This window comes from Spirillospora sp. CA-142024 (genome assembly GCF_050942325.1).
Lineage (GTDB): Bacteria > Actinomycetota > Actinomycetes > Streptosporangiales > Streptosporangiaceae > Spirillospora.
In genome coordinates, this window is record NZ_CP192077.1 from 3664453 (window position 1) to 3685800 (window position 21348).

At 71.2% G+C, this 21348-nt stretch carries 19 protein-coding genes; 10 read left to right on the forward strand and 9 right to left on the reverse strand.

All coding sequences use genetic code 11. The annotated features are described in order from the left end of the window. Positions 1–65: 65 nt before the first annotated feature. The 3 genes from ACQPZP_RS17765 to ACQPZP_RS17775 form a co-directional block, all read right to left on the reverse strand. Positions 66–938, reverse strand: a complete 873-nt coding sequence (locus ACQPZP_RS17765; RefSeq protein WP_433478715.1) for an ATP-binding cassette domain-containing protein — start codon at positions 936–938, stop codon at positions 66–68. After that, positions 935–1990 (reverse strand): ABC transporter permease, encoded by a 1056-nt coding sequence (locus ACQPZP_RS17770; RefSeq protein WP_433478716.1) that lies wholly within the window; start codon positions 1988–1990, stop codon positions 935–937. The genes ACQPZP_RS17765 and ACQPZP_RS17770 overlap by 4 nt, the downstream gene beginning before the upstream one ends. Before the next feature lie 64 nt (positions 1991–2054). Further along, on the reverse strand, positions 2055–3053 hold the full coding sequence (locus ACQPZP_RS17775; RefSeq protein ID WP_433478717.1) for a sugar ABC transporter substrate-binding protein: 999 nt from the start codon (positions 3051–3053) through the stop codon (positions 2055–2057). Between the two features lie 329 nt (positions 3054–3382). Between ACQPZP_RS17775 and ACQPZP_RS17780 the strand changes: the two genes are divergently transcribed. The 8 genes from ACQPZP_RS17780 (at position 3383) to ACQPZP_RS17815 (ending at position 12802) form a co-directional block, all read left to right on the forward strand. Then, positions 3383–4408: a LacI family DNA-binding transcriptional regulator gene (locus tag ACQPZP_RS17780; RefSeq protein ID WP_433478718.1), complete on the forward strand. Its 1026-nt coding sequence runs from the start codon at positions 3383–3385 to the stop codon at positions 4406–4408. A gap of 104 nt (positions 4409–4512) precedes the next feature. After that, positions 4513–5535, forward strand: a complete 1023-nt coding sequence (gene iolC / locus ACQPZP_RS17785; RefSeq protein WP_433478719.1) for a 5-dehydro-2-deoxygluconokinase — start codon at positions 4513–4515, stop codon at positions 5533–5535. Between the two features lie 25 nt (positions 5536–5560). Beyond that, positions 5561–6457: a 5-deoxy-glucuronate isomerase gene (iolB, locus tag ACQPZP_RS17790; RefSeq protein ID WP_433478720.1), complete on the forward strand. Its 897-nt coding sequence runs from the start codon at positions 5561–5563 to the stop codon at positions 6455–6457. A gap of 4 nt (positions 6458–6461) precedes the next feature. Continuing rightward, positions 6462–8363 carry a 3D-(3,5/4)-trihydroxycyclohexane-1,2-dione acylhydrolase (decyclizing) gene (iolD, locus tag ACQPZP_RS17795; RefSeq protein WP_433478721.1) on the forward strand — a complete coding sequence of 634 codons (1902 nt, stop codon included), beginning with the start codon at positions 6462–6464 and terminating at the stop codon, positions 8361–8363. Next, positions 8360–9859, forward strand: coding sequence for a CoA-acylating methylmalonate-semialdehyde dehydrogenase (locus ACQPZP_RS17800; RefSeq protein ID WP_433478722.1), 1500 nt, complete (start codon positions 8360–8362; stop codon positions 9857–9859). Before iolD ends, ACQPZP_RS17800 begins: the two co-directional genes overlap by 4 nt. Positions 9860–9888: 29 nt before the next feature. Beyond that, positions 9889–10851: a TIM barrel protein gene (locus ACQPZP_RS17805; RefSeq protein ID WP_433478723.1), complete on the forward strand. Its 963-nt coding sequence runs from the start codon at positions 9889–9891 to the stop codon at positions 10849–10851. Positions 10852–10868: 17 nt separating this feature from the next. Then, positions 10869–11885, forward strand: coding sequence for a Gfo/Idh/MocA family oxidoreductase (locus tag ACQPZP_RS17810; RefSeq protein WP_433478724.1), 1017 nt, complete (start codon positions 10869–10871; stop codon positions 11883–11885). After that, positions 11882–12802: a sugar phosphate isomerase/epimerase family protein gene (locus ACQPZP_RS17815; RefSeq protein ID WP_433478725.1), complete on the forward strand. Its 921-nt coding sequence runs from the start codon at positions 11882–11884 to the stop codon at positions 12800–12802. Before ACQPZP_RS17810 ends, ACQPZP_RS17815 begins: the two co-directional genes overlap by 4 nt. Here the strand turns inward: ACQPZP_RS17815 and ACQPZP_RS17820 are convergent. Genes ACQPZP_RS17820 through ACQPZP_RS17830 form a run of 3 tightly spaced genes read right to left on the reverse strand, consistent with a single transcriptional unit; the run spans position 12750 to position 16861 of the window. Next, positions 12750–15038: a glycoside hydrolase family 3 C-terminal domain-containing protein gene (locus tag ACQPZP_RS17820; RefSeq protein ID WP_433478726.1), complete on the reverse strand. Its 2289-nt coding sequence runs from the start codon at positions 15036–15038 to the stop codon at positions 12750–12752. The two genes, ACQPZP_RS17815 and ACQPZP_RS17820, sit on opposite strands and share 53 nt — an antisense overlap. Positions 15039–15056: 18 nt before the next feature. Beyond that, positions 15057–15884, reverse strand: a complete 828-nt coding sequence (locus ACQPZP_RS17825) for an ABC transporter permease (RefSeq protein WP_433478727.1) — start codon at positions 15882–15884, stop codon at positions 15057–15059. Continuing rightward, complete coding sequence (locus tag ACQPZP_RS17830) at positions 15881–16861, reverse strand: ATP-binding cassette domain-containing protein (protein WP_433478728.1); 981 nt, start codon at positions 16859–16861, stop codon at positions 15881–15883. The genes ACQPZP_RS17825 and ACQPZP_RS17830 overlap by 4 nt, the downstream gene beginning before the upstream one ends. Positions 16862–17012: 151 nt before the next feature. Between ACQPZP_RS17830 and ACQPZP_RS17835 the strand changes: the two genes are divergently transcribed. After that, a complete protein-coding gene (locus tag ACQPZP_RS17835; RefSeq protein WP_433478729.1) occupies positions 17013–17774 on the forward strand; it encodes a TetR/AcrR family transcriptional regulator in 762 nt (253 codons plus the stop codon). 12 nt (positions 17775–17786) lie between these two features. Here ACQPZP_RS17835 and ACQPZP_RS17840 read toward each other — a convergent pair whose 3' ends face one another. The 3 genes from ACQPZP_RS17840 to ACQPZP_RS17850 form a co-directional block, all read right to left on the reverse strand. Continuing rightward, positions 17787–18668 carry a lytic polysaccharide monooxygenase auxiliary activity family 9 protein gene (locus tag ACQPZP_RS17840; RefSeq protein ID WP_433478730.1) on the reverse strand — a complete coding sequence of 294 codons (882 nt, stop codon included), beginning with the start codon at positions 18666–18668 and terminating at the stop codon, positions 17787–17789. Positions 18669–18766: 98 nt separating this feature from the next. Next, positions 18767–19918 carry a PP2C family protein-serine/threonine phosphatase gene (locus tag ACQPZP_RS17845; protein WP_433478731.1) on the reverse strand — a complete coding sequence of 384 codons (1152 nt, stop codon included), beginning with the start codon at positions 19916–19918 and terminating at the stop codon, positions 18767–18769. A 162-nt stretch (positions 19919–20080) separates the two neighbouring features. Beyond that, complete coding sequence (locus ACQPZP_RS17850; RefSeq protein ID WP_433478732.1) at positions 20081–20482, reverse strand: MarR family winged helix-turn-helix transcriptional regulator; 402 nt, start codon at positions 20480–20482, stop codon at positions 20081–20083. Between the two features lie 21 nt (positions 20483–20503). On the opposite strand from ACQPZP_RS17850, the gene ACQPZP_RS17855 reads away from it, so the two are divergent. Beyond that, positions 20504–21220: an SDR family oxidoreductase gene (locus tag ACQPZP_RS17855; RefSeq protein ID WP_433478733.1), complete on the forward strand. Its 717-nt coding sequence runs from the start codon at positions 20504–20506 to the stop codon at positions 21218–21220. Positions 21221–21348 lie beyond the last annotated feature (128 nt).

Below are 21348 nucleotides of genomic sequence, written 5' to 3' on the forward strand. Positions count from 1 at the left end.
GCTGCCCGCTGGTCAGTCCGGCCGTCCTCGCGGACCGGCGAGTTCGAGCGGGGCGACGGAGCGCTTCACGCGTTCTCTTTCGGGGGCCGCCCGGTCAGCTCGGTGACCTCGTGTTCGAGCTCGGCGGCGATCTGCTGGATCTCCGGGTTCGCGCCGGTGCCTTCCAGTTCGTGGCTGAGCGCCTCCAGTTCGGCGCCGCCGGCCATGAGCCCGGTGAGCTCCTCGCGGGTGATCTCGCCCCTGGCGTGGTGGCCGGCGCTACGGCCGCGGTTGAGCAGCAGGAACCGGTCGCCGACCGGGAAGGCGTGGTGCGGGTTGTGGCTGATGAAGATGACGCCGAGCCCCCGCTCGCGGGCCTGGATGATGTAGCGCAGCACGACCCCGGCCTGCTTGACGCCGAGCGCGGCGGTCGGCTCGTCCAGGATGAGGACCTTGGCGCCGAAGTAGACCGCGCGGGCGATGGCCACGCATTGCCGCTCACCGCCGGACAGGGTGCCGATGGGCTGGTCGACGTCCCGCAGGTCGATGCCCATGTTGGCCAGTTCGGTCTTGGTCGTGTGCCGCATGAAGCCGATGTCGAGCCGGCCGGCGGGGCCCCACCCCTTGCGCGCCTCGGAGCCGAGGAAGAAGTTGCGCCACACCGGCATGAGCGGGACGACCGCCAGGTCCTGGTACACGGTCGCGATGCCGCGGGCCAGCGCGTCGCGGGGGGAACCGAAGCGCACCGGCTCGCCCTCGACCTCGTAGGTTCCCTCGTCGTGTTGGTGCAGACCGGCGATGATCTTGATGAGGGTGGACTTGCCCGCGCCGTTGTCGCCCAGCACGCAGGTGACCTCGCCCGCGCCCACCTCCAGGTCGACGCCGGTGAGGGCGATGATGTTGCCGTAGCGCTTGCCCGCCTTGACCAGCCGGACGAGCGGCGTCCCGGTGACGGTCATCGGCTCGCCTCCGTCCGGCGGCGGACCCACAGGTTGAACAGGGTGGCGAACAGGAGCATCGCGCCGAGGAAGAAGAAGAACCAGTCCGGGTTCCACCCGGCGTAGACGATGCCCTGGGTGGCCATGCCGAAGATGAACGCGCCGATCGCCGCGCCCATCGCCGAGCCGTACCCGCCGGTGAGCAGGCAGCCGCCGATGACGGCCGCGATGATGTACCGGAACTCGTTGCCGACGCCCTCGCCGGACTGGACGGTGTTGAACGAGAACAGCAGGTTCATGCCGGTGAACCAGCACGTGAAGCCCACCGTCATGAACAGGCCGATCTTCACGCCGCGCACCGGCACGCCCACGGCCCGGGCGCTCGGGGCGGCGCCGCCGACCGAGAAGATCCAGTTGCCGACGCGGGTCCGCAGCAGCGTCCAGGTGGCGACGGCCACGAACAGCAGCCACCACAGGACGCTGATGCGCAGCGACACACCGCCGACGTCCCACTCGGAGGCGAAGAACGCGCGGGCCGACTCGAAGCCCGCCATGTCCGAGATGTTGGGGCTGGCGACGTTGCCCGTGACGATCTTGGTGACCGCCAGGTTCAGACCCTGCAGCATCAGGAAGGTCGACAGGGTCACCAGGAAGCTGTGGATCCCGGTTCTGACGACCAGATAGCCGTTCAGCGCGCCGACCCCCAGCGCCACCAGCAGCGAGACGCCGATGCCGGCCCACAGGTTCGCGGTGAGCTGGAAGGCGAGCATCGAGGCGACCAGCGCGGAACTGGTGACCGCCACCCCGGCCGACAGGTCGAACTCGCCGCCGATCATGAGCAGCGCGACGCCGACCGCGGGGATGCCGAGCGTGGAGGCGGCGTAGAGGATGGTCGCCAGCGCGTCCAGCCCGCGGAAAGGCTCGGCGACCGCGAAGAAGAACGCGTAGATGACGATCGCGCCGCCCAGCGATCCGATCTCCGGGCGCCCGAGCAGCCGGGCCAGCGGCGATCTGCGGGTGAGCCGTTCGTCGGGAGTCGGCGGGCGGACGCCGATGTCCAGTGTTTGACTCATCAGAACCTCCATGGGTCCGGGGGGAGGGGCCGGAGCGCCTCGGGAGACGCCCCGGTCGGGGTCGTTATCGCGTCCCCCGGTTCGCGAACTGCAGGACGGTGGAGACGTTGCTCTTGTCGACGAAGTAGGGCCCGGTGGCGGTGGTCTTGCCACCGCCGATGACGTTGCCGTTGGTCTTGTAGAGCCACAGGGAGTCGACGGCGAGGTAGCCCTGCAGGTACGGCTGCTGGTCGACCGACCACTCGACGTCGCCGCTTTGCACGGCCTTCACCAGTTCGGTGTTCATGTCGAAGGTGGCGACCTTAGCGTCGCTTCCGGCGTCCTTGACCGACTGGACCGCGGTGAGGGCGAACGGCGCACCCAGCATGATCACGCGGTCGATGCTCTTGTCCTCCTTGAGCTTGGCGGCGACGGTGGACCGCACCGACGGCATGTTGGTGCCGGTCACGTAGAGCTTGGTCGTCGTGCCGGAGAAGCCCTTGGCCACGCCCTCACAGCGCGCCTCAAGGGCGACCTGTCCCTGCTCTTGCGGCACGCACAGGACGTGCTTGGCGCCTTCGTCGGAGAGCCGCTTGCTGGCGCTCTCTCCCGCAAGGTGCTCGTCGGAGCCGAAGTACTCCAGCGCGCCGGCCTTCTGCCAGTCGTCCAGCCCGGAGTTGAAGGCGACGACAGGAATGCCCGCGGCCTTGGCCTTCTGCACGGCGCCGGACAGCGCGGAGGGCTTGGCGAGGGTCACGGCGATGCCGTCGACCTTGCTGTCGATGGCGTTCTGCACCAGGGTGGCCTGCTTGCCGGCGTCCGGGTCGGCGGAGTAGACGAGCTGGACGTTGTCCTTGGCGGCCGCGGCCTGGGCACCCTTGCGGACGATGTCCCAGAACGTGTCGCCGGGAGCCTCATGCGTGATCATCGCGACCTTCATGCGCGGCGTGTCCGCCTTGCCCGCCCCGACCGCCTGGCCCTCGTCCTGGGCCTTCTTGCCGCCGGTGCTACTGCACGCGGCCGCGGCGGTCAGGACGGACACCGCCAGAAGGGCGGTCCCCACCGCTCGCTTGGTTCTCAGCATGGGCGTCTCCATCTATCGCGTTCGCTGCTGTTCGATGTGGGCCCGCCGGCCGTGCCCGCGGGCGGAGGTGATCTGGAGTTCGACTCGGACCGCGTGTACCGGGTCCGACCGCAGGGTGTGGTGTGCCGCGGGCGCTCGCGGGTCATGGGGCGTTCCCCGTTAGAGCGCTCTAGTTCCGAGGTCCGCCGGATCGAGGTGCTATACCTGGTGAGTTGTTCGAGCTGAGGGTCATAGAGCGCTCTAGTGTCATCACTATGATGAGGGTCACAAGAGCATGTCAATACATATGCGGCAAGTTGGTCGCAATGTTCGATGCGAAGGGAGCGGCCTTGACCGGGCGATCCGCGAGAGGCGGCGGCGCGAAACGGCCCACGCTGGAGGATGTCGCGGCGCGGGCCGGGGTGTCCCGTGCGCTGGTGTCGATCGTCATCCGGGGGGTCGCCGGCGCCAGCGAGGAGACCCGGGAACGGGTGCTCAAGGCGGCCGCCGAGCTCGGCTACCGGCCGGACACGCGCGCCCGGCTGCTCGCCCGCAACAGCCCACGGCTGCTCGGCGTGACGTTCAACGTGCAGCACGCCTTCCACACCGACCTCATCGAGGGGATCTACGCCGCGGCGGACGATTCCGACTACGAGGTGGTCCTCAGCGCCCTGACCCCCCGCCGCGACGAGCGCCGCGCCGTGGAGACCCTGCTGGGCTACCGCTGCGACGCGCTCATCATGCTCGGCCCCGAGTCTCCGGCGACGAGGCTGGACGAACTCGCCCGGCGGGTGCCGCTGATCGCCGTCGGCCGCCGGCTGCGGGAGCCGTCGATCGACCTGGTGCACACCGACGAGGAGGCGGGGATGCGCCAGGCGGTCGACCACCTGGTGAAGCTCGGGCACCGCGACATCGCCCACATCGACGGCGGCCGCAGCCCGAAGGCGACCGACCGGCGGCGGGCCTACCGGGCCGCCATGCGGCGGCACGGCCTTGGCGGCAGCGCCCGGATCGTCCCCGGAGGCCAGACGGCGGAGTCCGGCGCGACCGCCGCGCGGCTGCTCCTGGACGGGGGTGAACCGCCCACCGCGGTGATCGCCTACGACGACGACTGCGCCGCCGGGGTGCTCGACTCGCTCCTGCGGGCCGGGGTCTCGGTTCCCAGGGACGTCTCCGTCATCGGCTTCGACGACAGCCGGCTGTCGCGCCTGTCCCACGTCAACCTCACGACCATCGGCCAGGACGCCGGCCGTATGGCGAGCCTGGCCGTGGAGAGGGCCGTCGCGCGGCTGTCCGGCGACGGCGGCACCGACCGGGACTTCGTCATCTCCCCTCACCTGGTCGTACGCGGCACCACCGCGTCCTGCCGGACCTAGCGCCGGTCTTGACAACCCTCGGTGAGCGGGCTCATAGTCGGGAAACTAGAGCGCTCTAGAAGCGTGAATGGATCACAGCAGGCCGGGCCAGGGGAGGTCACCACGTGAACAGTGCGGGGCGCGGGGAAGGCGGACCGCCGCCGCCCGGGGACGTCGAGGCGTTCGACGTCCTGGCGATGGGGCGCGTCGGCGTCGACCTGTACCCCCTGCGGACCGGGGTGCCGCTCCAGGACGTCGCCAGGTTCGGCAGGTTCCTCGGCGGTAGCCCCACGAACGTGGCCGTGGCGGCGGCGAGGTACGGCCGCCGTTCGGCCGTGATCACCAAGACCGGCGCGGACCCGTTCGGGACCTTCGTGCGCCAGGCGCTGACGGGCTACGGCGTGGACGCCCGGTTCGTCGGCGAGTCGGACGGTCTGCATACGCCGCTGACGTTCTGCGAGATCTTCCCGCCGGACGACTTCCCGCTGTACTTCTACCGGGCGCCCAAGGCCCCCGACCTGGACATCGTGCCCGGGGAACTGGACTTCGAGGCGATCGCGGAAGCCCGGATCTTCTGGGTGACGGTCACCGGCCTGTGCACCGAGCCGAGCCGTTCGGCGACCCTGGCTGCGCTGGAGGCACGGGAAGGGCGCGGGATCACCGTGCTCGACCTGGACTACCGGCCGATGTTCTGGGACTCGCGGGAGCAGGCGGGCGCCTGGGTGCGCAAGGCGCTGGAACACGTCACGGTGGCGGCCGGCAACCTCGACGAGTGCGCGACGGCCGTGGGCGTGCGCGACCCGTACGAGGCCGCGCGGGCGCTCCGCGAGTGCGGCGTCTCGCTGGCCGTGGTGAAACGCGGCCCGGACGGGGTGCTGGCGGTCGATGACGCCGGGCCGGTGGAGGTTCCGCCCGTACCGGTCGAGGTCGTCAACGGACTGGGGGCGGGCGACGCCTTCGGCGGCGCCCTGTGCCATGGGCTGCTGGCCGGCTGGGATCTGGGCCGCACGATCTCGTTCGCCAACGCCGCCGGGGCGCACGTCGCCGGCGAACTGGCCTGCTCCGACGCCATGCCGACCGAGGAGCAGGTCCTCGCCCGGCTCCGTGCGGCGCACGATGAGATGGCGAAGCGGGTGGACCATGCGTGACCGCCTGCGGGAGAAGAGCCCGGTCATGAGCGCAGACGCCGAGCTGCATGTGCGGGCGGGGCAGACCGCCGACGGTCCGTTCGCGGCGGTGATCACGCCCGAGTCGGCGGGCTGGGGGTACTCCGGGCTGCGCGTGCTGGAACTGCCCCCGGGCGGATCGCACACGATCGACACGGGGGACGCCGAGCACCTGGTGCTTCCGCTGTCCGGCGGCTGCCGGGTGGAATGCGAGGGCCGGACCGTGGACGTGGCCGGCCGCGAGCACGTCTTCGACCGCGTCACCGACTTCGTCTACCTGCCGCGTGCCGCCGAGGCGTTGATCAGCAGCCGGGACGGCGGCCGGTTCGCCCTGCCGTCGGCCCGCTGCGAGCGCAGGCTGCCGGTGCGCTACGGCCCGGCGGAGCAGGTGCCCGTCGAGCCGCGCGGCGCCGGGAACTGCAGCCGGCAGGTGAACGGCTACTGCATGCCAGACGGCTTCCCCGCCGACCGGCTGCTGGTGTGCGAGGTGCTGACGCCCGGCGGCAACTGGTCGTCCTATCCGCCGCACAAGCACGACGAGACGCGCGAGGGGGAGAGCCGCCTTGAGGAGATCTACTACTTCGGGATCGCCAGTGGTCCCGCCGGGCCCGGGGTGGCGTACCAGCGGGTCTACGGGACGCCCGGCCGTCCCCTGGACGTGCTCGCCGAGGTGCGGGACGGGGACGCGGTGCTGATCCCGCACGGCTGGCACGGCCCGTCCATGGCCGCTCCCGGCTACGACCTCTACTACCTCAACGTGATGGCCGGGCCCGCCCCCGAACGGGCGTGGCTGATCTGCGACGACCCGGCCCACGCCTGGGTGCGCGGCACTTGGGACACCGTGACGCTCGACCCGCGCGTGCCGCTGACCTCCGCGGGCGGTCGCGTCCGGAAGGAGGCCTGAGCCGATGGAATCGATCAGGCTCACCACGGCGCAGGCACTCGTCCGTTTCCTGGCCCGGCAGTGGAGCGCGCGGGACGGCGTCGAACAGCGGCTCATCCCCGGCGTCTGGGGCATCTTCGGGCACGGCAACGTCGCCGGCATCGGCCAGGCGTTGCTGCAGTCCGCGCACACCGAGGACGTCGACCTTCCCTACTACCTGGCGCGCAACGAACAGGGCATGGTGCACGCGGCGAGCGCGTTCGCCAAGATGCGGAACCGCATGGCCGCCTTCGCCTGCACCGCGTCGACCGGCCCCGGTTCGACGAACATGATCACCGGCGCGGCGCTGGCGACCACCAACCGCCTGCCGGTGCTGCTGCTGCCGAGCGACATGTTCGCGACCCGCGTCCCGGATCCGGTCTTGCAGCAACTGGAGGACGGCCGCGCGGGGGACGTGTCGGTGAACGACGCCTTCCGTCCGGTGTCCAAGTACTTCGACCGAATCAGCCGTCCCGAGCAGCTCATCCCGGCCGCGCTCGCCGCGATGCGGGTGCTGACCGACCCGGCGGAGACCGGCGCGGTCACCCTCTGCCTGCCGCAGGACGTCCAGGCCGAGGCGTTCGACTGGCCGGTCGAGTTCTTCCGGCGCCGGGCGTGGGGGGTGGCCCGCCCGGCGCCGGAACCCGAGGAGATCGGGCGGGCGGCCGCGCTCCTCCGCCCGGCGCGGCGGCCGCTGATCGTCGCGGGCGGCGGCGCGGTGTACTCCGAGGCCACCGAAGAGCTGCGGCGCTTCGCAGAGTCGACCGGGATCCCGGTGGCCGACACGCACGCCGGCAAGGGCGCGGTGCCGTGGGACCACCCGTGCGCCGTCGGCGGCATCGGCGCCACCGGCACCGCCGCCGCCAACGCGCTGGCGGCCGAGGCGGACGTGGTGCTCGGCATCGGCACCCGCTACAGCGACTTCACCACCGCGAGCCATACCGTGTTCGGCGACCCCGGCGTCACGTTCGTCAATCTCAACGTGGCGCGGCTGGACGCGGTGAAGCACTCGGCGCTCCCGCTGGTCGCCGACGCCCGCCGTGGCATCGACGCCCTGGCCGCCGAACTGACCGGCTGGGAGGTCGACCCCGCCTACCGGGAGCGCACCCGGCGGCTGGCGGGGGAGTGGCGGCGCACGACCGAGGAGTGCTACCGCCTCGGCCACGGCCCGCTCCCGGCGCAGACCGAGATCCTCGGCGCGCTCAACGAACTGGCCGGGCCCCGCGACGTGGTGATCAACGCGGCCGGGAGCATGCCCGGCGACCTGCAGATGCTCTGGCGCGCGTCCGACCCGAAGGCCTACCACGTGGAGTACGCCTACTCCTGCATGGGCTACGAGGTGGCCGCGGGCCTCGGCGTCAAGATGGCCGATCCCGATCGCGAGGTGTTCGTGCTGGTCGGCGACGGGTCGTACCTGATGATGGCTCAGGAGATCGTCACCATGGTCTCCGAGGGGATCAAGGTGGTCGTCATCGTGGTGCAGAACCACGGGTTCGCCTCGATCGGCTCGCTCTCGGAGTCCCTCGGCTCCCAGCGCTTCGGCACCCGGTACCGCTACCGCGATCCCGGCAGCGGCCTTCTCGACGGCGATGTGCTGCCCGTCGACCTGGCGGCCAACGCCGCGAGCCTTGGCGCCGACGTCATCCAGGCCGGCGGCGTGGAGGAGTTCCGCGCCGCGATCGTGAAGGCCAAGGCGGCCGGCCGCACCACCGTCGTGCACGTGGAGACGGACCTGCTCGGCCCCAATCCGCCCGGGTCCGGCTGGTGGGACGTGCCGGTCGGCCAGGTGTCGGAGCTGGAGAGCACCCGCCGGGCCTACGAGACCTACGCCGCCGCCAAGAAGGCCCAGCGGCACTACCTGACCCCGCCCACTAAGGAGACGACGTGACGACCATCGAGCACTGGATCAACGGCTCCCCGGCGCCGGGGACGTCCGGGCGGTACGCCCCGGTGTGGAATCCGGCCACCGGGCAGGAGCGGGCGCGGGTGCCGCTGGCGGGGGCGTCCGATGTGGACGCCGCCGTGGCCGCCGCGAGCGACGCGTTCGCGTCCTGGCAGGAGACGTCGCTGTCCCAGCGGACGCGGATCATGTTCGCCTTCCGGGAGCTGCTGGTCCGCCACGAGGACGAGCTCGCCGAGATCGTCTCCGCCGAGCACGGCAAGGTGGTCGACGACGCCCGGGGCGAGATCGTCCGAGGCCGGGAGGTGGTCGAGTACGCCTGCGGCATCGCCGAGGCGCTCAAGGGCGGCCACTCCGACCAGGTGTCGCGGGGGGTCGACGTGCACACCCTCCGGCAGCCGCTGGGCGTGTGCGGCGGCATCACCCCCTTCAACTTCCCGGTCATGGTGCCGCTGTGGATGCACCCGATCGCCATCGCCGCCGGCAACACCTTCGTGCTCAAGCCGAGCGAGCGCGATCCCTCGGCGTCCGCGCTGATCGCCCGGCTGTACGCCGAGGCCGGACTGCCCGACGGGGTCTTCAACGTCGTGCACGGTGACAAGGAGGCCGTGGACGCCGTCCTCGACCACCCCGGGATCGCCGCGGTCTCGTTCGTCGGCTCCACCCCCATCGCCCGGTACGTGCATGAGCGCGCCACCGCGGCGGGCAAGCGCGTGCAGGCGCTGGGGGGCGCCAAGAACCACGCCGTCGTGCTGCCGGACGCCGACCCGGAGTTCGCCGCCGCCCACCTCACCGCCGCAGCCTTCGGGTCGGCCGGCGAGCGCTGCATGGCGGTCGCCGTCGCCGTCGCCGTCGGGGACGCCGCCGACGCGCTGGCGACCGTCCTCGAACGGAGGGCACGGGACATCCGCGTCGGCCCTGGGAACGTTCCAACCAGCGACATGGGACCGCTGGTGACCCGGGCGGCCCTGGACCGGATCGAAGCGGCGGTCGGGGCGGCCGCCGCACAGGGCGCCACCGTGGTCGTCGACGGGCGCGGACTGAAGGTGGACGGCCACGAGGAGGGCTTCTTCACCGGGCCTTCGGTGCTGGACCACGTCACCCCGGAGATGGCCGCCTACCGGGAGGAACTGTTCGGCCCGGTGCTGGCGATCGTCCGCGCCGCCTCGCTGGACGAGGCGATCGCGCTGGTCAACGCCAACCCCTACGGGAACGGCACCGCGATCTTCACCGCGGACGGCGGCGCGGCGCGCCGGTTCCAGCGCGAGGTGAGGGTCGGCATGATCGGCGTCAACGTCCCGGTCCCTGTGCCGATGTCCTACTACTCCTTCGGCGGCTGGAAGGACTCGCTGATCGGCGACAGCCCGATTCACGGTCCTGAGGGCGTGCGGTTCTACACCCGCCCCAAGGTCGTCACCACGCGCTGGCCGCACGTTCACGGCTCCGCGTCCCCCGCCGCATTCAGCTTCCCGACCGCAGGCTGAGCCTGCCCTCCCCGAAAAGGAGCAGCACGATGACGACGATCTCCGGCCCGGACGCCGCCCGCACCGTGGCGGGCCACCTCTGTCTCGGCTCGGCGCCCGACTCGTGGGGCGTCTGGTTCCCCGAGGACGAACGCCAGGTCCACTTCACCCGCTTCCTCGACGAGCTCGCACAGGCCGGATACCGGTGGCTGGAGCTCGGGCCCTACGGCTACCTGCCCACCGACCCGGAACGCCTTGCCGAGGAGGTCGGCTCGCGCGGGCTGAGCGTCTCCGGCGGCACCACCTTCGGGGCCCTGCACCGCCCGGACGAGTGGCCCGCGATGCTCGCCGAGGTGCGCCGGGTCGCCAGGCTGGCCGCCGCCTCGGGCGCCCACCACCTGGTGTTCATCCCGCCGATGTTCCGCGACGAGAAGACCGGTGCGTTCACCGAGGAGCCCACGCTCACTCCCGACCAGTGGAGGGCGCTCACGGCCGCGGCGGACGAGCTGGGCAAGATCCTCCTGGAGGAGCACGATGTCCGGCTCGTCGTCCATCCGCACGCCGACAGCCACATCCAGACCCAGCCCGCGATCGAGCGACTCCTCGACGGCACCGACTCCCGCTACGTCAACCTGTGCCTGGACACCGGCCACGTCGCCTACGGGGGCGGCGACGCCGTCGACCTGATCCGCCGGTACGGCGAGCGCATGGGCTACGTGCACATCAAGCAGATGGACCCGGACGTTCTCGTCCAGGTCGCGACCGAGAACCTCGGCTTCGGCGAGGCGGTCCGGCGCGGCGTGTGCGTCGAGCCTCCGGCGGGCGTGCCGAACCCGGCCGACGTCATCGCCGAGCTGTCCACGCTCGACGCCGAACTGTTCGTGATCGTCGAGCAGGACCTCTATCCGTGCGAGCCGGACGTCCCGCTCCCCATCGCCAGGCGCACCCGTGACTACCTGGCCGGCCAGGGACTCTCTGGCACCAGCCGTCCTCGGACGCACCCACACCACTGATCGAACAGGAGAACGCGATGCCCTTGCGCGTCGGAGTGATCGGGGCCGGAATGATCGGCCAGGAGCACACCCGCCGGCTGACGACCGTCGTCATCGGCGCCGAGGTGGTCGCCGTCACCGACCTGGCGGCCGACCGCGCCGGACTGCTCGCCGCCGAGGCCGGTGCCCGGCCGCACGCGTCGGGTGCCGAGGTGGTCGCCCGTCCCGATGTGGACGCCGTGCTGGTGACCTCGTGGGGACCGACCCACGCCGAGTACGTGCTGGCCGCCGTCGCGGCCGGCAAACCGGTGTTCTGCGAGAAGCCGCTCGCCACCGACGCGGCGGACTGCCTGCGCATCCTGCAGGCTGAGACCGCGCACGGCCGCCGCCTGGTCCAGGTCGGGTTCATGCGCCGCTACGACGACGCCTACCGGCGGCTGAAGAGGCTCGTGGACGCCGGCGACATCGGCGCCCCGCTGATCGTGCACTGCGCCCACCGCAACCCCACGGTTCCGGTGTCCTACACCTCCGAGATGGCGATGCTGGACACCGCCATCCACGAGGTCGACGTGCTGCGCTGGCTCCTGGACGAGGAGATCGTCTCGGCGCAGGTGCTCACCCCGCGTCCGACCCGGCGGCGGTTCGACCATCTCCAGGACCCTCAGCTCATGCTTTTCGAGACCTCCGGCGGCGTCCGCGTCGACGTGGAGGTCTTCGTCAACTGCCAGTACGGCTACGACATCCGCTGCGAGGTCGTCGGCGAGACCGGCGTCGCCCGGCTGCCCGACCCGGCCCGGCCGGCGGTGCGCCAGGACGGGCGGGAAGGCGTCGCCGTCGTGACCGACTGGCGGGAGCGGTTCGGCGACGCGTTCGACGCCGAGATCCAGGCATGGGTGGACGCCGCCTCGGCGGGCACGGCCACCGGCCCCTCCGCCTGGGACGGCTACGCGGCCACCGCGGTCGGCGACGCGACCGTGGAGGCACTGAAGACGGGGGAGACCGTCCCCGTCGACATGGAACCGCGTCCGTCCTTCTACTCGGGAGCGCAGCAGTGAAGATCGCCCTGGACCCGTACATGTTCCGCGCACTGCCGATAGCCGAGATGGTCCGCACCGCGGCCGACATCGGCTACTCCCACATCGAACTGTCGCCCCGCGACGACTTCATGCCATTCTTCCTCCATCCCAGGGCCGATGACGACAAGGTCGCCGAACTCAAGACGGCCCTGCGCGAGACCGGCGTGGAACTGTCGTCCATCCTTCCGCTCTACAGGTGGTCCAGCCCCGACGAGGCCGAGCGGCAGGCGGCCGTCCGCTACTGGAAACGCATGATCCAGGTCGCAGTCGAGCTGGAGTGCACGCTGATGAACTCCGAGTTCAACGGCCGTCCCGAGCGCGCGGCCGAGAGCGAGGCCGCGTTCTGGCGGTCGATGGAGGAACTCCTGCCGATCCTCGAACAGGAGGGCATCGCGCTCAACATCGAGGCGCATCCCGACGACTTCTGCGAGGTCAACGAGCCCGCCGTGGACCTGGTCAGGGCCATCAACAAGCCCTGGGTGAACTACCTGTACTGCGCGCCGCACACCTTCCACCTGTCCGGCGACGATCCGGGAGCCGACATCGCCTCGATGCTGCGCTATGCCGGCGACAAGCTCGCCCATGTGCACTTCGCCGACTCGTTCAACCACAAGGGCTCCTCCGGCCTGCGCTACGTCCTCAACCCGCCGGGCACCCCGGCCCGCATCCACCAGCACCTCGACATCGGCCAAGGCGAAGTGGACTGGGACATCCTTTTCGGCACGCTCCGCGACCTGAGCTTCGACGGCGTCGCCACGGTGTGCGTGTTCGCCTGGGAGGAACGTGCCCGCGAGTCCGCCGTCTTCATGCTGGAACGCATCTCCAAGGAACTGACCGCGGCCGTCAGGCCGGTGGCGAGAACGCCCGGGCTGCTTCGGCCAGGTCGGCCTCGGTGAACGGCGCACCGGGGAACCGGGACAGGCGCACCAGGGGGATCGCCCGCATCATGCGGCCATGCGGCCCGTCCAAGAGTCTGGCGCCCATCCGCGTGCCTTCGAGGCGCTGCCTGAGCCACCGTCCGGCCGCGGGATGCGCCAGGAAGTCCTCCGCGGTCGAGTCGGCGCCGAGCGGGGCCGGCGTCTCGTCGCCGGAGAGCACGACGGTGCCCGACAGACGGATGTCGCGGCTGGACGCGCCGACGCGCAGGCCGAACTCGCCGCCCTCCACGACCCAGGCGCCGCGACCGGTATGGCCCCTGCCGGTATCCCAGTACGCGAAGGCACGGGAGCCGAGTTCGAGGGCCACGGTCTTCGCCTGGCCGGGTTCGAGGGCGACGCGGGCGAAGGCGCGCAGTTCCTGCTCGGGGCGGTAGACGGATGCCTGGGGGTCGGTCACGTACAGCTGCACGATCTCGGCCCCGGCGACCTCGCCGGTGTTCTCGACGGTCAGGCGCACCAGGACGCGCGGGCTCGCGCCGTCTTCGAGCACCTCGGTCTCGAACCCCGAATAGGCGAAGCTCGTGTACGACAGCCCATGGCCGAAGGGGTAGGACACCTGAAGCCCATGCGCGTCGTACCAGCGGTACCCGATGAGCAGGCCCTCGCCATAGCGCACGACGCCGTTCTCACCGGGGAAGTTGCCGACGGTGGGGTTGTCTTGAAAGCGCATCGGGATCGTCTCGGCCAGCTTGCCGGAAGGCGAGGCGACGCCGAGCAGCAGATCGGCGATGGCGGCGCCGCCTGCCTGGCCGAGCAGCCAGCCCTCCAACACGGCCTGTGCCTCGTCCTCCCAGTCCGAGACCGTGACCGCCGAGCCGTTCGAGAGCACCACGACGACGCGCGGATTGGCCGCGGCGACGGCCCGGAGCAGCGCGACCTGGTCGGCGGGCAGATCCATGTGCTCGCGGTCGTAGCCCTCCGACTCATAGGAGGGCGGCAGGCCCAGGAACACGATGGCGACGTCGGCCGCCGCGGCTGCGCGCACCGCCTCGTCGACCAGCGCCGGGTCCGCCGCCTGCGTCTCGATCGCGAAACCGGGGGCGAACACCACCTCGCGCGTACCGTCCAGCGCGGTGCGCAGGCTGTCGAGGGCCGAGTCGACGCGGGTGGGGTTGACCTGCGACGAGCCGGCACCCTGGAAGCGCGGGGAACGGGCGAACTCGCCGATCACCGCGACCGGACCCTTCGCGCCAGGGTCGAGCGGCAGGAGGCCGCGCTCGTTCTTCAGCAGCACCGCGCCGGCGAGCGCGGCCTCGTGGGCGAGGGCATGGTGCGCGTCGGCGTCGAAACCGTCGAGCGGCTCGCGGGCCTGCGCCTTGGCGACCAGGCCAAGCACGTTCGCCACGGCCTGGTCGACGTCGGCCTCGCTCAGCGTGCCGGCGCGCACCGCATCGAGAACGGTGCGGCCGCCGACGCCGCCCGAGGCCGGCATCTCAAGGTCCAGACCGGCGGCGACCGCCTTGTCGCGCTCGTTGACGGCGCCCCAGTCGGAGACCACGAGGCCCTCGTAGCCCCAGTCTCGGCGCAGCACGTCGGTCAGCAGCCAGGGGCTCTCCGAGGCGTAAACGCCGTTGATCTTGTTGTACGAACACATCACCGTCCACGGCCGGGCGCCGGTGACGACCCTCTCGAACGCGGGCAGGTAGATCTCGCGCAGGGTGCGCTCGTCGATCTCGGCCGAGACCGTCATGCGGTCGGTCTCCTGGTTGTTCGCCGCGAAGTGCTTGACCGACGTGCCGACGCCCCGGCTCTGCACGCCCTCCACCATTGCGGCGGCGAGTTCGCCCGCGAGCGCGGGGTCTTCGGAGAAGTACTCGAAGTTGCGGCCGCACAGCGGGGAGCGCTTCATGTTCACGCCGGGGCCGAGCAGCACGGCCACCCCGGCGGCGCGGCACTCGTCGCCGAGCGCCGCGCCCACCCGCCGCATGAGCGCCGGATCCCAGCTGGAGGCGATGCCGGCCGCCGGCGGGAAGCACGTGGCCGGCACCGACGCGTTCAGGCCCAGATGGTCGGCGCTCGCCGCCTGTTTGCGCAGCCCGTGCGGGCCGTCCGTCACCATGATCGCCGGCACGCCGAGGCGCTCCACGGGCTGCGTGTGCCAGAAGTCCGAGCCGTCCAGCAGTTCGGCCTTCTCCACGAGGGTGAGCCCGGCGAGGATCGCCTGCACGTTCAGTCGAGGGGTGACGTCGGTCATGCTCGCTCCCTGCTGTGGTCAGCGGCTCAGCCGCTGGTAACGACGGATCGCCAGGGGCAGGAAGATCGCCGTGATGACGACCGGCCAGACCACCGCCATCAGCATGGCGTGCTGTTCGATCCACGTGTCGCCGGCCGCCACCGGATTGCCGAACAGCTCGCGGGAGGCCGTCACCGTGGCGGACACCGGGTTCCACATCGCGATCGTCCCCAGCCAGTGCGGCATCAGGGACGGAGCGACGAACGCGCTGGAGATCATCGCGAAGGGGAACGCCACCGCGAACAGGCTGCCGGCCGCCTCCTCGTTCGGCACCAGAAGCCCGAGCAGGACGCCGATCCAGATCAGCGCGAAACGCAGAAGCAGGAGCAGGCCGAAGGCCCCGAGGGTCGCCGGCAGGCCGCCGCTGGAACGCCAGCCGATCGCCAGCGCCGTCAGAGCCAGGACGACAAGGTCGAGGGTCGCGCCGATCAGGTCGCCGACACCCCGTCCCGTGACGACGGCGGACGGCGACATCGGCATGGACCGGAACCTGTCGGTGACCCCGCGTGCGCTGTCGTACACGACGACATAGGCCGTGTTCATGAAGCCCATCGCCATCGTCATGCCGAACATGCCCGGCATCAGGAACGTGCGGTAGTCCCCACCGCCGGGCACCGACATCGCGCTGCCGAAGACATAGCCGAACAACAGCACCGAGACGATGGGGAACCCGAGTTGCCAGGCGATGTTGCTCGGCTGCCGGACGTAGTGCGTCAGGCCTCGCAGGACGATCGTCCAGCAGTCCGCGACGGCCCAGTAGAGCCGCCCGCCGAGTCCGTCGTCGGCCGTCTTGCTCTGGACGGTCACGCTTCGACCCCCGCCTTCTTCCTCGGTGCCTCGTCCCCGGTGTGGTGTCCGGTGAGGCGCAGGAACACCTCGTCCAGCGTCGGCCGCCGCAGCCCGATGTCCTCCACTGCGATGCCGTCGTCCTGCAGCGTGCGGGCGACCTCGGTGAGCGCGGCCACCCGTTCGGCGACCGGCGCGTGCACCCGCGCCGCCGCCGCGTCGGTCTGCGGCTCGGCGGACGCGACGCGGGCGACCACGGCGGCCGCCGCGGACAGGGTCGCCGGGTCGCGCACCACCACCTCGATCCGGTCCCCGCCGATCAGCCGCTTCAGCGACTCAGGGGGGCCGTCCGCGATGACCCGGCCGCGGTCGAGGACGGCGATGCGCCCGGCCAGCTGGTCGGCCTCGTCCAGGTACTGCGTCGTCAGCAGGACGGTCGTGCCCCGCGCGACCAGCGACCGGACGGACTGCCACACCTCGTTCCGGCCGCGCGGATCGAGCCCGGTGGTCGGCTCGTCCAGGAACAGCACGTCCGGTGCCAGGATCATGCTGGCCGCGAGGTCGAGACGGCGGCGCATCCCGCCGCTGTACTCCTTGAGCCCCTTGTCGGCCGCCTCCACCAGGTCGAACCGCTCCAGCAGCTCTTCGGCCCGCTGCGCCGCGCGCTTCCTGCCCAGATGGAACAGGCGCCCGAACATGCGCAGGTTCTGCCGTCCGGTGAGGACCTCGTCCAGTGCGGCATGCTGCCCGGCCAGCCCGATCCGCTGGCGCACCTGCCGTGCCCGCGTGGCGACGTCGAGCCCGGTGACCTCCGCGCGCCCGCCGTCCAGCCGGACGAGCGTGGTCAGGATGCGCACGGCCGTGGTCTTCCCCGCCCCGTTCGGGCCGAGCAGACCGTAGACCATGCCCTTCGGCACCGCCAGATCGAAGCCGTCGAGCGCGCGTTTCTCCCCGTAGTCCTTGCGGATCCCCTCGGCGAGGATCGCGTTGTCGGGCATGTGGCCTCCTGTCCCCTGACCCTACTTCGCGTACAGCATACGCGAATTTGCGTACACCATACCCTAAGGGGGTGCCCGGCACAGACCTCCCGAGCGATAGCGTCTGAGCGTGCGCACAGCGGGTGCCGCATCCGAAGGAGCAGGACGGACGATGACGACGGAGCAGGGCGACGGCCGCGACCTCGGGCGGAGCCTGAAGTTGCTGTGGGGTGACCGGATCCGGCCGCCCCGCGGACGGCCGCCCACGCTCAGCCTCGGCCGGATCGTCGCCGCGGCCGTCGAGGTCGCCGACGAACTCGGCGAGACCGAGGGACTCGAAGCGCTGTCAATGCGCCACATCGCGACCCGCCTGGGCGTCGGGACGATGACGCTCTACCGCTATGTCCCCGGCAAGAGCGAACTGCTGGACCTCATGCTCGACCACGTCATCGACGTCCCCGAGCCGGAGCAGGACGAGCGCCTCGGCTGGCGCGAGATCCTCACGGCCGACGCCCACCACCTGTGGCGGCTGTGCATGGACCACCCCTGGTACCCGTTCGTCGACCAGAGCCGTCCGCTCCTCGGCCCCAACGCCATGCGCGGGCTGGACCGGTTCCTCGGCCGGCTGCGCCCGACCGGAGTGGACGACCGGACGCTCCTCATGCTGATCAGCGTCCAGAACGACTATGTGGAGGGCGTCGCGCGCCGCTACGTCAACGAGCGGCGCGCCGAGCACCGGACCGGCGTCAGCAACGAGGAGTTCTGGGCCGCCCAGGCACCGACACTGGAGGACGCCCTACGCAGCGGCGACTTCCCCGTCATGGCCGACCTCGCCGCGAACACCTTCGACTTCTCCTACGAGCAGCTTTTCGAGTTCGGCCTGAACCGGCTTCACGACGGTTTCGCGTCCGTCTTCGACACGCGGGGAGGGTGACCGGGCGCAGGGTCAAAGCTCCCGGTGAATGCGCATCCGGCGGACCGCCGCGACCGCACCGCCGATCGAGAGGAGCAACACCAGCCCGGCGATTCCTCCCGCCACGACGAGCAACTCCGTGTTCTGCGGAGGCTTCTCCTCGGACGTGGCGGCCACGGGGCTGGCCGAGGTGCCCGGTACCTGCCCGCCCGGTGTCCGCCCGCCCGGCGCGGTGGCGCCCCCGGTGCGCGCGGGCGTGGCGCCGCGATCCGCCGGTCGCGTGCGGGCGGCGCTGAACGTGATGTCGGAGCAGGAGTAATAGGTGTCGGGCGTGTCCGAGGTCTGCCAGACCGTGTAGATCACGTGCCGTCCCGTCTTGCCGCGGGGCAGGCGGCCGGCGAAGACGTACGCCCCGTTCCGCCGCGGCGGGTCCGTCACCTCAAGGAACGGCTTGGCTTCCAGCGACGCCCAGGTCAGCGGCCGGGTGGGCCGGTAGCCGTCGCGCGTGACGTACAGCCGGAGACCGCCCCGGTGCGGGATCGACACCCGGTAGCGGAAGGTGTGGCGGGCGCCGGCCGTCAGCCGGGTCGCGGGCCAGTCCGCACGCGGCAGGTCCAGCCCGCGGAACCGCTCGATGCCCGCACTGCACAGCTCGCCGTCCGGGATCATCTCGCGGTCGCGGCCGCGCACGTTCGGTACGCGCAGTTCGTCCCACTCGGCGAGAGCCGCGCCGCTCAACCTCGCCGCCGCCCGGCAGGCGGCGCTCGCCCGGTCGGCGCCACGACCGGGTTCGCAGCCGGTCGCGCGGCTCCCCGGGTTCTCGAGCGCCCCGTGCGCCCTGGCCGGTGCGGCCGGAAGGGCCATCCCGAACAGGATCCCGAGCACGGTCGCGGCGGCCGGTACGCGAGCGCCCACTCCACTGCCCCCTAAGGTCGGAAAACTCTCAGGAGTACGCACCCCCGCCCGCGAAGGGTTCACATGCGTACCGGCGCATCGCGCTGCGGGGTCGCGGGTCAGTCTCCCGGTGCGCTCTGCGTGGGCAGGACGGGTTTCCTGCGGAGGACCAGGAGGGCCGTATCGTCCGTCAGCCTGCCTCGCGTGTGCTGCTGCAGTTCGTTGCGAAGGGTCCGCGCCACATCGTCGGGCGGGACATCGCCCAACGAGACCAGACGCTCCTCCAACGGGAAGAAGTCGCCGGAGGGGCTCCGGGCCTCGGTGACGCCGTCGGTGCACAGCAGAAGCGTGGCGCCCTGAGGAAGCTCGAAGGACCTGACGGTGCGCGGTTCGGGATCGAGAGAGGCCAGCCCGAGCGGAACGGACGCCTCGCCGAGGGAAACCCGGCCGGGTCGTTCTCCGTCCAGCAGAAAGGGAGGGACATGCCCGCAGTCGATCGCCTGAACCTTCGTTCCGGAGCCAACGTTCAGGACGAGCGCGGTGACGAAACGTTCGTGCTCTCCCGCATGTACGGCGAACGAGTTGTGCCGCAGCACCGAGTTCTCAAGAGCGTTCACGACGGCGGTGAGCGTGGGCTCCGTGAGGGCCGCTTCGCGGAAGGAGTTGAGCACGGCGAAGGCGGCGCTGATGGCGGGCAGGCCTTTGCCCTGGACGTCGGCGATGAACACGCGGCTGCCGAACGGCGTCGCCACGACCTCGTACACGTCGCCCCCGACCTGGTTGTCCTCCTCGACGGGCTCGTACAGGCCATGGACGACGAGCTCGTCGGTGACGAGGGGGAACGGATGGAGGATCTGGCGCTGTAGCGCGGCCGCCGCGGAACGCAGCCGGACGATCTCCCCTTCCCTGCGGACGCGCTGCACCGCCTGGGCCAGGCTCAGCCCGCTCAGGATGACGGCGAAGGCGATCACGCTCACGTAGGCCGCGCCCGTTTCCACAGGGCTGCGGAGCAGGGCGCCGATGATGACCAGGGTCGTCCACGCGGCCGCGACCGCGGTCTGCCGGACCGTCCCCCGTCCGGCGATCAGGGTGGGCAGGAAGACGAGGAACGGGGCCAGCCTCGTCTCCCTGCTGAGGACGACGCCGGTCACCGCGAGGGCGGCCGTGATCCCGACGAGCCAGAAGATCACGACCGGCCAGGAGAGAGGGGCGCTTCGCCGGCCCGGCCTCGTGACGACGTTCGGACCGTCCGGATCGTTCGAGGTGCGCACCCTTGCTCCTGCCCTCCCCACCCTTCACCGGGACGCGCGCCCAGCGAATCAGCCAATCACGTGATCATTACACCACGGAAGGTAACGATCTTCCGTTGAACCCTGCCCTGCCCACCCTCGTGTGGATCACGGAACCCGCCGTGCGGGACGGCATCCAAAGCGCTAGAGCGTGTTCGGGAAGTCCGGCGCAGCGGCCGGGGGAGGGTCGGCGAGAAGTGCGGCAACGCGCACAAGGGTGTCTCGGTCTTGGGCTGTCAGCCGGTCGAGCAGGTGCCTGCGCACTGCGCCGGCGTGGACCGGCCGGGCTTGGCCGAGCATGGCGCGTCCGTGATCGGTGAGCACCACAGTCGTTCCGGCCGGTCCCTTCTCGCGACGAACCAGGCCGCGTTCGGTCATGCGGGTCAGCTGGTGGGACATCGCGCCCTTGGTCAATTGCATGGATTCCGTCAGCGCTCGCTGGCCGAGGGCCCCGCCTTGGTCGTCGAGTCGGTAGATGACGCCGTAGTCGGCGCCGGACAGGCCGGTGCCGGCGGTGATGTCGGTGATGACACGGCGGGTGACCACTGGGTTGCCATGACAACCACTGTGATCGTGACCGGCGGATCCGCGGGTATCGGCCGCGCGGCATGCGAGCGTCTGGCGAAGCAGGGCTGGAACGTCGCGGTCGCCTATCACCGCAGCGCCCGGCAAGCCGCCGAAATCGTCTCCGGGATCGAGCAGGCCGGCGGCTCGGCGATCGCCGTCCGGGCCGATGTCACGCACCGCCGCGATGTCGGCGCCCTGTTCGACCGTACCCACCAGGCTTTTGGTGGCATCGACGCGTTGGTCGCCTGTGCAGGCGCCAGTGCCGTCCGGCCTATCGCCGACAGCGATGAGGACCTCATCGCCGAGCAGATCAACGTCAACCTTCTCGGCACGCTCCACGCGATGCAAGAGGCCGCCACGCGCCTTCGTCCCGGCGGGAGCATCGTCACCGTCTCCTCCGCCGCAGTCCCGGTCGGCATTCCGGGGCTCGGCCTCACCATGGCCGCCAAAGCCGGTGTCGAAGCACTGACCCGGGTGCTGGCCAAGGAACTCGGTTCACGCGGCATCCGGGTCAACGCCGTCGCCCCGGGACTGCTGGACACCCCGACGTTCCGCACTGGCAAGACCGACCAGGACGTCCGGCGATTCACAGCCCAGGTACCCCTCAATCGCCTCGGCGACGTCCAGGAGGCCGCAGCGGCCATCGCCTACCTGCTCAGCCCCGACGCGTCCTGGGTCAACGCACAGATCCTGCGGGTCAACGGCGGATACCTATGACCCGCGCCGATGACCCGCGCCGACCGACGCCACCGGGCCACCGTCATCAACGGCCGGCTTTCACGCTGAGGTCGCCTTCGAGTCCGGCGATGCGTTCAGAGGCGGCCTGCGTACCTGCATGCACAACT

What these genes read in the sequence shown, in the direction of transcription:
- ACQPZP_RS17775 (WP_433478717.1), bottom strand. Translation starts at nt 3,053, where the DNA reads ATGCTGAGAACCAAGCGAGCGGTGGGGACCGCCCTTCTGGCGGTGTCC.
- ACQPZP_RS17770 (WP_433478716.1), bottom strand. Translation starts at nt 1,990, where the DNA reads ATGAGTCAAACACTGGACATCGGCGTCCGCCCGCCGACTCCCGACGAA.
- ACQPZP_RS17765 (WP_433478715.1), bottom strand. Translation starts at nt 938, where the DNA reads ATGACCGTCACCGGGACGCCGCTCGTCCGGCTGGTCAAGGCGGGCAAG.
- ACQPZP_RS17835 (WP_433478729.1), top strand. Translation starts at nt 17,013, where the DNA reads ATGACGACGGAGCAGGGCGACGGCCGCGACCTCGGGCGGAGCCTGAAG.
- ACQPZP_RS17830 (WP_433478728.1), bottom strand. Translation starts at nt 16,861, where the DNA reads ATGCCCGACAACGCGATCCTCGCCGAGGGGATCCGCAAGGACTACGGG.
- ACQPZP_RS17810 (WP_433478724.1), top strand. Translation starts at nt 10,869, where the DNA reads ATGCCCTTGCGCGTCGGAGTGATCGGGGCCGGAATGATCGGCCAGGAG.
- iolD (WP_433478721.1), top strand. Translation starts at nt 6,462, where the DNA reads ATGGAATCGATCAGGCTCACCACGGCGCAGGCACTCGTCCGTTTCCTG.
- ACQPZP_RS17820 (WP_433478726.1), bottom strand. Translation starts at nt 15,038, where the DNA reads ATGACCGACGTCACCCCTCGACTGAACGTGCAGGCGATCCTCGCCGGG.
- ACQPZP_RS17805 (WP_433478723.1), top strand. Translation starts at nt 9,889, where the DNA reads ATGACGACGATCTCCGGCCCGGACGCCGCCCGCACCGTGGCGGGCCAC.
- iolB (WP_433478720.1), top strand. Translation starts at nt 5,561, where the DNA reads ATGAGCGCAGACGCCGAGCTGCATGTGCGGGCGGGGCAGACCGCCGAC.